The organism is Caballeronia sp. M23-90 (assembly GCF_053574605.1).
Genome location: NZ_JBSIPA010000148.1, coordinates 1 through 13,312 on the forward strand (window position 1 = coordinate 1; position 13,312 = coordinate 13,312).

The 13,312-nt window shown below is 59.9% G+C and carries 10 protein-coding genes and 1 pseudogene; 6 read left to right on the forward strand and 5 right to left on the reverse strand.

Annotated features, from left to right (window positions below; all coding sequences use genetic code 11):
* Nucleotides 1-209 (reverse strand): DUF3348 family protein (locus ACRXB1_RS16295; RefSeq protein WP_449492559.1); only part of this gene is annotated, 209 nt, incomplete at its 3' end.
* A gap of 730 nt (nucleotides 210-939) precedes the next feature.
* A complete protein-coding gene (locus tag ACRXB1_RS16300; protein WP_449492560.1) occupies nucleotides 940-2,115 on the reverse strand; it encodes a S8 family serine peptidase in 1,176 nt (391 codons plus the stop codon).
* A 635-nt stretch (nucleotides 2,116-2,750) separates the two neighbouring features.
* Between ACRXB1_RS16300 and ACRXB1_RS16305 the strand changes: the two are divergent.
* Nucleotides 2,751-3,254, forward strand: a pseudogene (locus ACRXB1_RS16305) (two-partner secretion domain-containing protein); the annotation flags it as partial.
* Nucleotides 3,255-3,440: 186 nt separating this feature from the next.
* Here ACRXB1_RS16305 and ACRXB1_RS16310 read toward each other — a convergent pair.
* Nucleotides 3,441-5,819, reverse strand: a complete 2,379-nt coding sequence (locus ACRXB1_RS16310; protein WP_449492561.1) for a DNA polymerase II — start codon at nucleotides 5,817-5,819, stop codon at nucleotides 3,441-3,443.
* A 188-nt stretch (nucleotides 5,820-6,007) separates the two neighbouring features.
* On the opposite strand from ACRXB1_RS16310, the gene ACRXB1_RS16315 reads away from it, so the two are divergent.
* The gene (locus ACRXB1_RS16315; RefSeq protein ID WP_075360223.1) at nucleotides 6,008-6,667 is read left to right on the forward strand and encodes a glutathione S-transferase family protein; all 660 of its coding nucleotides are present in this window, start codon (nucleotides 6,008-6,010) and stop codon (nucleotides 6,665-6,667) included.
* Nucleotides 6,668-6,719: 52 nt separating this feature from the next.
* Here the strand turns inward: ACRXB1_RS16315 and ACRXB1_RS16320 are convergent, their stop codons facing one another.
* Nucleotides 6,720-6,911, reverse strand: coding sequence for a YqaE/Pmp3 family membrane protein (locus ACRXB1_RS16320; protein ID WP_062001051.1), 192 nt, complete (start codon nucleotides 6,909-6,911; stop codon nucleotides 6,720-6,722).
* Nucleotides 6,912-7,186: 275 nt separating this feature from the next.
* Here ACRXB1_RS16320 and ACRXB1_RS16325 point away from each other — a divergent pair, with 275 nt between their 5' ends.
* From ACRXB1_RS16325 to ACRXB1_RS16340, 4 genes are read left to right on the forward strand one after another with little or no spacing between them, the layout of a single operon-like run.
* On the forward strand, nucleotides 7,187-8,842 hold the full coding sequence (locus tag ACRXB1_RS16325; protein ID WP_449492562.1) for an ABC transporter substrate-binding protein: 1,656 nt from the start codon (nucleotides 7,187-7,189) through the stop codon (nucleotides 8,840-8,842).
* Between the two features lies 1 nt (nucleotide 8,843).
* Nucleotides 8,844-9,773: an ABC transporter permease gene (locus tag ACRXB1_RS16330; protein WP_449492563.1), complete on the forward strand. Its 930-nt coding sequence runs from the start codon at nucleotides 8,844-8,846 to the stop codon at nucleotides 9,771-9,773.
* 44 nt (nucleotides 9,774-9,817) lie between these two features.
* Complete coding sequence (locus ACRXB1_RS16335) at nucleotides 9,818-10,627, forward strand: ABC transporter permease (RefSeq protein ID WP_375508009.1); 810 nt, start codon at nucleotides 9,818-9,820, stop codon at nucleotides 10,625-10,627.
* Nucleotides 10,624-12,366, forward strand: coding sequence for a dipeptide ABC transporter ATP-binding protein (locus tag ACRXB1_RS16340; RefSeq protein ID WP_449492564.1), 1,743 nt, complete (start codon nucleotides 10,624-10,626; stop codon nucleotides 12,364-12,366). The genes ACRXB1_RS16335 and ACRXB1_RS16340 overlap by 4 nt, the downstream gene beginning before the upstream one ends.
* A 7-nt stretch (nucleotides 12,367-12,373) precedes the next feature.
* Here the strand turns inward: ACRXB1_RS16340 and ACRXB1_RS16345 are convergent.
* Nucleotides 12,374-13,312: NtaA/DmoA family FMN-dependent monooxygenase (locus ACRXB1_RS16345; RefSeq protein WP_449492565.1), on the reverse strand; the 939-nt coding region annotated here is incomplete at its 5' end.

The following is a 13,312-nucleotide window of genomic DNA, read 5'->3' on the forward strand; positions in this document are numbered from 1 at the left end:
TTGCCCGAGGTTTGCGCGCTGGCAACGCCCGGAGGCGGCTTGCCGCCCAGCGCCGTAGATAAAGCGATCGCATCAGTCCAGTGGAGCCACTGGCTCAGCCGGTCCGAAAGCGATTGCCTGGATTCGGTAAATTCGACGTCCGTCAGGCGCGCAAGTAAGCGAATGAGCGCCGGGCCGCTGAGAGCTGTGCGCTGAGGAGCTTGCACCATTTCGCCAGAGTCAAAAAGTTCGCTAGTTTACACGTCGGCGGGGACGGTGCCGTCGATATGTGGCGGATGGTCGAAATCAGTGGCTCTTCGTGGTTGAGTTTTTTTGTCCAATGGCAATCTGCGGAAGAACGGCTACGGGCGATCCAAAAAGGCACGGCGGCGGCTGGGTACTTGCGAAGGCGCCGGAAAAGATGATGGCATTTGATGGTATCGCGCGGCTGGTGAGCAGTTGGTTTTTGCGGTCGGTCTCGCTGACGATGATCCGGAATGCATGGTCGAGGAGGCGGTCAAAACGTTGTTATCGGACGAGATGTACGACGCGGAACCTTTGCTGGTGGAATGGTTGGCGAAGTGACGTTGGCGTGGATTGAACAGGATCTTGAAGTGCTGTTTGCGAAAAGCGCGCGACCGCGTAGGAATTGATGGCGTAGCCGCTGCAACGGGTATTTGAAAGCCGTTGCTCGTTGCGTGCAGCGCAAAAAAGGCAGAGTGCCGAGTTTCAACCAAATCAAGGTCTTGGCCGACGTTCACGTGAGTTGTCCACAGCCTTGCCAACAAAAACTGGGGATAAGTTGCGTGAGTGGATCAATGGGCTATGCGTCGGTCACGGCAATGGTGGAGGTGGCTGTGTCAAACAGGTTCAATCCATCGCCCACTGGGGCGATCCATCGGGACGGCTTGCTTCCTGCGCTGAACTTGGCCGTCCCATCATTACCCGACCAGGACTCGTTCAGCCCGGAGTTCCGTTCAACGCCGCCCTGATATCCAGCACGGAGGCACCCGGTGCAGCGAGTCCGGCCCGGTCGCCGTCAAGCGGCGTGCCCGTCGTTTGCATCAACCGGACCAGCGAATCCACGGAAGGAGCGGTGCCGAATTTCTGACGCAGCACGGCAAACGCCGCCGCCACTTGCGGCGACGCAAACGACGTTCCCCAAACGTAGTACGATCCGTGGCCAGCCCAGGGTGCGAGCACGAAGTCGCCACTGGCCCGGTCGCCGGTGCCGACGGGAGCAAAGAGACTGACCTTCTGCGAAAGGTTTGTATAACTGGTTGGGGTCGTGACTGACCGGATGCCGGCAGCGCCCACGGGAATGATGTTGTTCCCGCATGTCCAGGTCCCGGTTCCATTGACGCTGTCGTTGCCCGCCGACATCACGACTGCGATTCCTTTCGCACGCAGCACGCCCGCAACTGCGTCGATCCTTGCCCCGTCGCCTCCGGTCGCACACGGAAGAGATCCGGCTATTGACTTTCCGGATGCGGAAATATTCACCGCGACAATTTTCGAACCGATATCGGCCCGCGTAAGCAGTGTGCTGTTGACGTAATTGAGCGCGTCCACAACCGAGTTGATGGGCCAGCCTTGCGGACCGTCAGTTCCAGTGCCGCCACCGATCTTGACCGTGATGACACTTCCCCCCGGGGCGACGCCCGAGTACATCAGCTTCGTATTGGCATCATCCCAACGAACCGTAGGCTGACCAACCATGATTCCGGCGGTGGCTGCGCCGTGGTAGTAATGGCAGTACTGCGGGGAGTCAGAATTGGCCGTGTCGCGGCATGAATTGTCCGGTGCGTCCGACGGGAGGGACGCGCCGGACTGGGAAGCCACGTAATAGCCCGCTGAAGGATCGCCCGGTAGCGGCCGGCCGACCCAGCTCTGAAGTTTGCACAGACTAAGCCAATCAGTTCCCGTTCGTTGTCCTATGCAGACCTCGCCGGCTATTTTGCTTCTGCCCAGGGAATCCTTGAAAACAGGATTATCGATGCGAAATGCACCGTCAATGTCGACCACGATATAGCCTGTGCCGTCATAACTTTTGCCGTTCCGGTCGGTGTAGACGCCGTTGACCGTACCGCCCAGGTTGTATGGGATCGTTGCGGTTGATGGCCAGTCCGCAGGCATCGTTTGCGCGCAGACGTCACTGGCTAAGGCGATGGCAAGGGGAGGAAGGGCGAGCGCCGCGGCAGTAAGGCGTCTGATAAGTGCGGGCCGGAACGACGATAGGCACGTGTACAAATTGTCTGTATGGTTTTTCATCTGATTCCCTGTTGTTATCCAGGCGGAAAGCAGTTCGCTTTCACGCCTGTCGGTTGTGTGGAGCGCGAATCGTCCACGCTGCCGATCAGATGCGGTATCAGATATTTCTGAAACAAGGGTTTCTGATTTGATTCGGGTGTGTTTTTTGCCAGTTCGTTGTCACGTTTCGGATGCATCTCTTTGGCGGCGTGCGCACACAAGCGAGAATGGGTGCTGCCTTTCCAGTCGGCAGACTGGACATCACTCGCAATCTCCCATCTTCGACATAACAAGTTAGCCATCACCTATTACATCCATCGCTGGTTGTTGCCTTTGTCATTTAGGGCAAAGGTTGCAATGGCGGATTTCATCGGTCTCTAAGATCGGAAACTCTCTATAAGAAGAATCCGATTTCCATGAAACCGTTGTTTTCAGCTCCGGCTGATAGCAAGTTTTAACTCGGATGGTTCACCTGGCGTTATGTTGTCGGTCGTTAAAAATAAGCGATACAAAGCGACCGGATGAATAAAAACAACTACCGGCTGGTCTTCAGCCGGCTGAGAAACATGCTGGTTGCCGTCGAGGAAACCGCCACGGCAACGGGCAAGGCAGCGGGACAGAGTTCGGTACGCAGCGGGGAATCATATAGTGCGAATTTCACGCTGCGACAGATCGCGTTTGCTGCTCTTGTGTTACTTGGCGTGCTCCCCTCGTGGTCGAACGCGCAAATCGTTCCGGGTGGTGCTAACGCACCCGGCGTCATCGCCACGCAAAACGGACTGCCACAGGTCAACATCAACCGGCCATCAGGCGCCGGTGTCTCGATGAATACCTACGGCCAGTTCGATGTTCAGAAGAACGGCGCCATCCTGAACAACTCGCCGACCATCGTGCAGACGCAGCAGGCGGGCATGATCAACGGCAATCCGAACTTCGGTCCCGGTCAGTCTGCGCGCGTCATTGTCAATCAGGTGAACAGCAGCGCCGCGAGCCAGATCAACGGGCGTCTTGAGGTCGCTGGGCAACCGATAATCCGTTTCCTCGACGATTTCAGTCGACTAAGATTTCATCCGCAGTCGGCCCGCCCGCAATTGGGACGGACCCTGCCCCATCCCTCCGGTCGCGCACGGAAGATTCCGGCGACTGAACCCAGGTCTTAAGTTTTCACGCTAAATGAATGAGCGCCGGCCGAAGCTGCGGCACAGCTTGATCTAAAACAACTCATGCTGCCCCGAAATCAGCGTTTGAAAATCACTCTGTAAAAGCGGCAGGATGGCATCGGCGATCGGCTGAAGCTGCCGCGTCAGATAATGGTCGTAGTCAATCCCCGACCGCCAGGTCTCAAGGGGCTCCGGCCCGGTGCTCGTCATCAGGTAACTGATCCAGCCGCCACGCTGATATTGCAGCGGACGCCCATGCTCACGATTGAATTCATCGGCTATACGCGCTGCACGGACATGCGGCGGCACGTTTCGCTCATAGGCATCGAGCGGCCGACGCAACCGCTTTCTATAGATCAGCAACTCATCGAGTTCGCCGCTCAAAGTGCGGCGCACATAATCACGCACGTAGTCTTCATACGGCTCGCGTTTGAAAATGCGCGAATAAAGTTCGCGCTGGAATTGCTGCGCAAGCGGGGTCCAGTCGCTGCGAACGGTTTCGAGTCCTTTGTAGACGATCTCTTCGCTGCCATCGGGCAAAAGGCTCAAGCCTGCGTAGCGCTTCTTGCTGCCTTCCTCCGCGCCGCGGATCGTCGGCATGAAAAATCGCCGATAGTGCCGCTCGAACTGCAGTTCCAGCGCGCTCTCGAGTGCAAACCTCTCGCGCACGTCTTCCCGCCACCATGCGTTGACGCGATCGACGAGCGTGCGCCCGATGCGCGCCGCTTCGTCCTCGCTGTGCGCATGCCGTAGCCACACGAAAGTGGAATCCGTGTCGCCGTAAATCACTTCGTAACCTTCCGCTTCGATCAACTCGCGCGTGCGGCGCATGATTTCGTGGCCGCGCAGGGTGATCGACGAAGCCAGCCGGGGGTCGAAGAAACGGCATCCGGTAGAACCAAGCACGCCGTAAAACGCGTTCATGATGATCTTCAGCGCTTGCGACAACGGCTTGTTGTTTTCGCGCTTGGCTTCGTCGCGTCCCTTCCACACCTGACCCACGATAGCCGGCAAGCTGTGGCGCGTGCGCGAAAAACGCGCGCCGAGAAAACCGGGTACGGACTGTTCGTCATCGGGATGACGCATGCCATCGACAAGACCTGCCGGGTCGATCAAAAACGTGCGAATGATCGATGGATACAGACTCTTGTAGTCGAGCACCAGCACCGAATCGTAGAGTCCCGGGCGCGAGTTCATCACGAAACCGCCGGGACTTGCAGCGCCGGCGACATCGCCGAGATTGGGGGCAACGAATCCTTGCCGATGCATCCGCGGCATATACAAATGCGTGAACGCTGCAACTGAACCGCCGTTTCGATCAGCGGGCAACCCCGTCACCGATGCACGTTCGAGCAGGAACGCAAGCAGTTCGGTCGCGGCGAAAATGCGCGTGACGAGTTCGCAATCCTTGAGGTTGTAGCGGGCGAGGGCGGGTTTGTCTTCATCGAAGCGACGCTGGATTTCGTCCATCCGCTGATACGGGTTGTCGATCGCCTTGCCTTCGCCGAGCATGGTTTGCGCAACGTATTCGAGGCTGAACGACGGAAAGCTCCAGGTCGCGGATCGCAGCGCCTCGATGCCATCGATCAGCAACCGGCCCGCCGCGCCCGCGAAGAAGTGGTTCTGCTTGAGACCGTGTTGCCGCCATTCCATGACGCTGCCGCCGCGACCCAGCCGCAGCGGCACGTTGTAGCGTTCCGAATGTTCCTGCAACACACGCAGGTCGAACTGGATCACGTTCCAGCCGATGATCGCATCAGGATCAAAGCGCTCGAGCCACTCGTTGAGTTTCTCGATAAGCTGCCCGCGTGTCTCGCAGTATTCGAGCTTGAAGTCGACGCCACTGGCATCGCCATTGGGCGGTCCGAGCATGTACACCTGACGCTCGCCGCAGCCCTCTAGCGCGATCGAATAAAGCTCCGAACGCGCACTGGTTTCTATATCGAGCGACACTAGTTTTAAATTCGGCCGATAACCCGTCGCAGGTTTCAGTTCCGCATTGATGAGCGGATCGAAAGGCAAACCCTCGCCTTGGCGGTCGCCGTTGAAGACAACTGGCGCCGTAATGAAACGCTCCATCATGTACCGGTCGGGCGGAAAAACATCGGCTTCATAAACGTCCACGCCGCCTTGCTTCAGGCGCCGTTCGAGCGCTGTCAGTTGCCGATATTGCGCGGTATAAAGCCCGAGCACCGGCCGGTGACTGAAATCAACCAGTTCAAGCGGCCGCAACTCCGCGCGTTTTTCACGCTGCATGACGGATTCTGCGCGCTCGCGGTGCGCCGCCGGAATGAACGCCACCGACTCTTGAGGACGCAGGCGAAGGTGGCGGGGACCATCGTCCGTCGCCAGCCAGAAATCGACGTCGGTGCCATCGGGCGTGTCACGCCAATGCCGCGTCAGAATGAAACCGCGTTGCTGCCCGCTCAAATGCCCGCCTCAAGAAAATCGTCGCTTACATGGATTTTAGTGGTTGCGCGCGTTTGGCGTCCGGATCGCTGGATCTTGAAGCTTTTTGTTCCATGTCGATTTCCCCTCCCGCCGATCGTCGTAGGATCAAGCAGGCGTCATTACGCCTGCTTTCACTCCTTTTACTTTTTACGCCGAGGTGATCGACGATGTCATTGCAGCTCTACGCCCATCCCTTTTCGTCGTACTGCCAGAAGGTCTTGACCGCGCTCTACGAGAACGGCACGCCGTTTGAGTATCGGCAATTGTCGAACGATGACCCGCAACCGATGGCCGAACTCGCCGCGCGCTGGCCGTTGAAACGTTTTCCGGTGCTTGTCGACGACGACCGTACGATTGCCGAATCGACAATCATCATCGAGCATCTTGCACTGCACTATCAGGGGCCTGTGCAATTGCTGCCGTCCGATCCGCGTGCCGCGCTCGACGTCCGCTTCATGGACCGCTTCTTCGATAACTACATCGCCACGCCCCAGCAAAAAATTGTGTTCGACTGCATGCGGTCCGAGGGCGATCGCGACCCGCACGGTGTAGCCGATGCCCGTGCCATGCTCGAAACGGCGTACGCATGGCTCGATAAAACCATGGCGTCCCGCACGTGGGCCGCGGGTGACCAGTTCAGCCTGGCCGATTGCGGGGCGGCGCCGTTCCTGTTTTACGCGGACTGGACGCATCGAATTGCGTCATCGTTTGAGAATGTCGTTGCGTACCGCAAGCGGCTTTTGGCGCGGCCGTCGTTTGCACGCGCGGTGGATGAAGCGCGGCCTTATCGAGCGTTCTTTCCGCTTGGCGCGCCCGACCGGGATTGACTTGACCAAAGGAAACTCGACGTCTAAAACCTCACGCCTGCTCTTGACGTGTTTATCGTCCGGTTACTGCGCGTTCGATTTTCCTGTCGGTCTTGTACTGGCTCAACGCGTAGACCGACCAGATCGCGGCGGGTATCCAGCCGATTATCGTAATCTGAAGTATCAGGCAGATGATCCCGGCGATCGGGCGCCCAATGGTGAAGAACTGAAACCAAGGCAAGATTAATGCGAGCAAAAGGCGCATGGATTTTCCTTATGGCTGGTCTGGTTGAGGAGGATTTGCAGCGATCCGATCTTGCTGGCTGTCTCAGCGGCAATATACAGCAAGGCCGCATGAGCCCCGCGTTCCCGGAAGCACGGTTCCCATTCAAACGCGCATCCATATGCGTGCACGTTTGATATCCATAGAAAAATTCCTACGTTTGCCACGCGCGTTGTGCGCCCTAGCATGTGAGACCCGGTTACCAGCCGGGCCGCTACTGCGCCTCCTTGCCCGATCCCAGACAGGAATTCCGTTAGATGAATGCACGACTTATCGCGCTTGCCGGCGCGACGACCCTTGGCCTTTCAATCGTGCTGAGTGGTTGCAGCAAATCCGAATCCGCCGCGCCTTCATCGCAAGCCTCCGCCAAGCCCGTCTCGGGCGGCGCGATCACATGGGGCGTCACGACCGAACCTGCGTGCTTTGATCCGCATCGTTCATCGCAGCAAAATGCGTTCTGGGTGATCCGCAATTTCATCGATTCGCTGATCAGCAAAAAGACCGACGGCACCTACTTGCCGTGGCTCGCGAAGTCGTGGAGCGTCGCCGACGATGGCAAGAGCTATACCTTCAATCTCCGCGATGACGTCAAATTCACCGATGGAACGCCGTTCAACGCGGCTGCGGTGAAGGCAAATTTCGATTACATCCTCGCTAATGTGAGCACGACGTCGGCATCGGCGTCGTTGCTGGTCCACTTCGATCACGCAGAGGTCGTGTCGCCGACGGTAGTAAAGCTTGTCATGAAGCAGGCCGATTCCACGACGCTCGAATCGTTGTCGAGCGTGAAGCTCGGCTTCATCTCTCCGAAGGCATTGGCCGAGAACAAGGATCTGTGTGGCGGCGGTCCGGGCATCGTGGGGACGGGGCCGTTTGTATTCAAGTCTTACCAGCGCGGTCAGTCGGCCGTGTTCGAACGCAATCCGGATTACCGATGGGCACCCGGAAACGCGCAGCATCAAGGGCCTGCATATCTCGACCGCGTGACGTACCGGTTCCTGCCGGAAGCGGCTGTACGTACCGGCGCACTAAGTTCCGGGCAAGTCGACCTGATCGAAGGCGTGCAGCCAACAGACATCGGCGTATTCGATAAAGTCGATGGCTTCCAGTATCTGACGGGGCCATCGGCAACGACGTCGTTCACGCTCAACATCAACTACACGGTCGCACCCGCCAGCGACGTTCGCGTGCGCCGCGCGCTGCGTGACGGCTTCGATCTAGATGGCATCGTAAAGAGCGTTTATCTTGGCACCGTGCGGCGTGCGTACTCGAACATCGGACCGGACAACGCGGACTATGACGCAAGCCTCAAAGGTTCTTGGGGCAACAAGATCGCTGACGCAAACAAGTTGCTCGACGAAGCCGGCTGGACCCAGCGTGATAGCGAAGGATTCCGCACGCAAAACGGCAAGCGTCTTTCCATTGAAGTGGGCTATCCGCAGCCTTATGTGCGCGACAGCCGCGATGTGCTGATTCGCGCCGTGCAATCGGCGCTGCGCCAGAACCTCGGGCTCGACCTTGGCTTGAAGATCACCACGGCAGGCGACTTCGCCAACCAGAAGGCGACCGGCAACTGGACCATCTATCCGAACACGGACAACCCGTCTGACGTCGCGATGGAATTGTGGGACATGCTCGGCGACCAGGGCTTTCTCTACAACGCGATCAAGAATCCGGATGCGACCATCACGGGCGATATCAATCGTGCGCGTCTCCTGCCCGTAGGCGACGAGCGGCGCCAGTTGCTCGCGAAGATCCAGGCGCGCGCGGTGGATCAGGCGTTTATCGTCCCGCTGTTTGCGCCGGCGTATCACCTCGCCGCGAAATCGAACGTGCACGGAATTGGTTTCGAACCGCAACTCGATGGTCCCGCAAGTTCCTACGATGTCTGGGTTGAAAAGCAAGGAGGCTGAGATGCTTGCGAAGATTGCCACGCGGCTGGGCACGGGCGTGCTGGTGTTATGGCTTGCTGCAACCGCTGCGTTCATTGCGATTCACGCGTTGCCGGGACGCATTGAGGATGTGCTCGCGGGAGATCTTGCATATCCCGGTTTGCGCGAGACCATCGCGGCGCAATGGGGACTGGATCGCAGTCTGCCCTGGCAGTACGGGCAATTCCTGTTGCGTCTCGGGCATGCGAATCTCGGCACATCGTTCGTGATGCAGCAGCCTGTTGCGGCCGTGCTGCAAAGCCAGCTTCTTCCTACGGCGCAACTTGCAGGTTCGGCGGGTTTGCTCGCCGTCGTATTGGCGATCCTGATCGCGACGCTGACCGCAGGAACGACAACGTCTCATGGTGCGTGGGGCAGCCGCATCGCATCGGTACTCGAACTTACCTTCACGTCCACGCCCGTCTTCTGGCTCGGCATGCTGTTGCTGATCGCGTTCTCCTTTCAATTGCGGCTCTTCCCGGTCTCGGGCGCGAATGGCTGGCGTTCGCTCGTATTGCCCGCCGTGACGCTGGCGCTGCCCACTGCAGGGATCCTGTCGCAAGTCATGCGGGAGGCGCTTGAGGCCGCGCTTGAGAAACCCTTCGTGGTCACCGTTCGTTCGCGTGGCCTTGGCGAACTTGCGTTGCGCTTTCGCCATGTGCTGCGGCACGCGCTGCTGCCGGTCGTGACGCTGGGTGGATGGCTTATCGGCAGCTTGCTGGGCGGCGCGGTCATCACGGAGAAGATGTTCGGACGGCCGGGCATCGGCAGCGTGACGCTGAACGCGGTGACGTCGCAGGATGTACCGGTCGTGCTCGCGGTGGTGTTGCTCGCGGCCTTCGTGCACGTCGTGATCTCGACGCTGCTCGACGTCGCTTATCTTTTCATCGATCCACGGTTGCGCAGCGAATGAGCGAGATCAATTACCGTCCCTTGGCTCACCCTCGACATAGTCTGTTGAGGGGAGTACCCCCCGGCGTGGTGCTTGCCGCAGCTTTCCTGCTCGTCCTTGGGGCGGCGATAGCTTACCCGCCGCTCGTCACGCATTACGATCCGCTCGTGAGCGATATCGCCCAGACGCTGAAGCCACCGAGCGCGGAGCACTGGTTCGGCACGGATCGCATCGGCCGCGATGTCTTCGCACGGGTGATCTACGGCGCACGTTATTCACTGCTGATCGGTCTCGCCAGCATGATTGTGGCGCTTGTCATCGGACTCGCGATCGGCATGACCGCAGGCCTGGGAAAACGCCTCGCCGATGAATCCGCCTCACGCATTTTCGATGTCCTCTCCGCGTTTCCGCCAGTGTTGCTGTCACTGTTCGTGGTGACGTTTCTCGGGCAGGGGATCGTGAATATCGCGATTGCGGTGGGCATTGCCGGCATTCCGAAGTTCGGCCGCGTGCTGCGCAGCCAGACACTCGTGGTGCGCCGTGCCGATTATGTCACGCATGCAGTCAGTTACGGCTTGTCGCGCAGCCGCGTGTTCCTGCGCCATGTGCTGCCCAACGTGCTGGTCGTCGTGCCGGTGATCGCGACCATCGATATAGGCAGCGCGATCATCGCGGTATCGGCGCTGAGCTTTCTGGGTCTCGGCCCGCAACCGCCCACACCTGAATGGGGCGTGATGCTTGCCGAAGGACGCGACGTGCTGCGCGTGGCGTGGTGGCCGAGCGTGTTCCCCGGGATGGCGATTACGCTGACCGTCTTGGCGTTTTCTGTTATCGGCAAGTTCCTGCAACGGAAATACGAGGTACGCACGCGATGATCACCACGGCAAAAACGCTCGTCGATATACGCGGCCTCAGCGTGAGTTTCCCAGGCGCTAACGGCGGCCGGCCGCTCGTGCACGGCGTCGATCTTTCCATTCGTGCGGGTGAATGCGTCGCGCTCGTGGGCGAGTCCGGTTCGGGCAAGAGCCTGACCGCGCGCAGTTTGATCGGTCTGGCCGGCGCGCAGGCTTTGATCGATGCACGTCAATTCGATATCGACGGCCGTCCCGCCTTGCGCTTCACCGACCGTGAATGGCGCAGCTTGCGCGGCACGTTTGCGGGACTCGTGATGCAGGACGCGCTCGTGTCGCTCGATCCGCTGCGCACGGTCGGCGCGGAGATTGGCGAGGTGCTGGCGCATCATCGGCTCGTGCGTTCGCGGGGCGAGCGGCGCACGCGCGTTCATGCGGTCATGGGTGACGTCGGCATTCCCGATGCCGAACATCGTGCGACGCAATACACGCACGAGTTGTCGGGCGGCTTGCGGCAACGTGCGCTGATTGCATCGGCGATTGCGGCCGGCCCGGCGCTCGTGATCGCCGACGAACCCACCACTGCGCTCGATGTCACCGTGCAGGCCCAAGTGCTCGCCGTGCTTGCCCAGCGTCTTGCACAAGGCGTGGGCGTGTTGCTCATCAGTCATGATCTGGCGGTGGTTGCGGGTATTGCAGATCGTGTGCTCGTGATGCACGACGGCGAAGTCGTCGATAGCGGCACGACACAAAGCGTTCTCAACAATCCCTCGCATCCCTACACGCGCCAGTTGCTCGCGGCACAGCCTTCTGCGCAATCGCGGGGGCATCGGTTGAGTTCGGCGCGGATCGTGTCCGATGAACCACACTCGGCGCCTTTGATCATCCGCGAACCATTGCCGCCAAGACGCGCACTTTCGGAACAAGCGGTGCTGCGTGTCGATGCCATCGGCAAACAGTATTCACGTCGCGGCAAGCATCGCGGCGAAGTCTTCACTGCGCTGCAGGACGTTTCGTTCGCCGTGCATGGCGGCGAGGTGGTCGGGATCGTGGGGGAGTCGGGTTCGGGCAAGAGTACTTGCGCGAACATCGTCCTGGGGTTGATCGCGCCGGATGCCGGCAACGTAGAATTTCTAGGTACACGCTGGAATGGTCCTGGCGTTTCCGAACGCATGCGTCGCGAGCTACGACCACGGCTTCAATACATTCCGCAAGACCCGCTCAGCTCATTCGACCCGCGTCATAGCGTGCAGCAGTTGCTCGAAGAAGCGCTATGGTCGAAGGCATTGCCAAAACCTTCGCTGCTTGCGCGCAGTGTCGAGTTGCTCGAACAGGTTGGACTGGATGCGGCTTTCCTTGCGCGGCGTCCATCGTCGTTATCCGGCGGCCAGCGGCAACGCGTAGCCATCGCGCGTGCGCTCGCGCCTGAACCCGCGTTGATCGTTTGCGATGAACCGGTGTCTGCGCTCGATGTCTATGTGCAAGCCCAAGTCCTCGATTTACTCGCCGAGCTGCAGGCGCGCCTGAATACGGCGCTGCTGTTCATTTCCCACGACCTCGATGTGGTGCGCCATCTCAGCGACCGCGTACTGGTGTTCAAGGACGGACGCATCGTGGAGGAGGGTGATGCCGAGCGGGTATTCGCCGCGCCTGAGCATCCGTACACACGGCTGCTGATGTCCGCAACGCCCGCGCTGCGGCGTGTGGAGGAGCGCACGCCGGCGGAGATACCGTCGTTTGCGCTCGAACGCGAGTTGTTGTAACTCCGTTTCAGACCGCGAGGACCGCGGCTCGTTCAGCCGTGTATCGATTCTCCGGAACTGCGAGACCGAGATGGTCGCGCAACGTGGTGCCTTCATATTCACGTCTGAAGACGCCGCGCCGCTGGAGAATCGGAATCACGCCATCGACGAAATCCTGCAGGCCGCCCGGCAAGGTATCGGGCATCAGGTTGAAACCATCGGCGGCGCCGGCTTTGAACCAGCGCTCGATGTCGTCGGCTATTTGCTCAGGCGTACCCACTATCACACGATGCCCGCCGCCTCCCGCAAGCGCGCGAATAAGCTCACGGACCGTGTAACCATGCTGCCGCCCTTGCGCGAGCGTGGCGTGGAAGAATGTATGGTTGCCATTGCCCTGACCCGGCAACGTCAGATTGTCCGGCAGCTTTTCATCCAGTTTCAGGCGGTCGGGTGTGATTCCGAGCGTACCGGCCAGGCGCGTCAGGCTATAACTCCACGGGATCAGGTCCACGAGTTGATCGCGGCGGCGCAGCGCTTCCGCCTCGGTCGCACCTATGATCGTGGTCAGGCCCGCGAGCACCTTCACCGCATCGGGGCCGCGACCATAAGCAGCCGCACGCGTCTTGAGGTCTCGCGCATAACCCAGCGACTCATCGAATGATTGCGATGCCGAGAACACCGCTTCTGCGTGACGCGCCGCGAGATCGCGGCCATCGCCCGATGCGCCCGCCTGCACCAGCACCGGATGCCCTTGCGGCGATCGCGGAACGTTAAGCGGGCCTTGCACGGAAAAGTGCGTGCCCTGATGCTCCAATGAATGCACCCGATCCGTGTCTGCGAACAATCCGGTCGCCTTGTTGCCGACGATCGCGCCCGCCTCCCAGCTATCCCAGAGCGCCTTGACGACGCTCGTGAATTCCGCTGCGCGGGCGTATCGCTCGGCGTGGTCCGGCACGGCAGCGCGGCC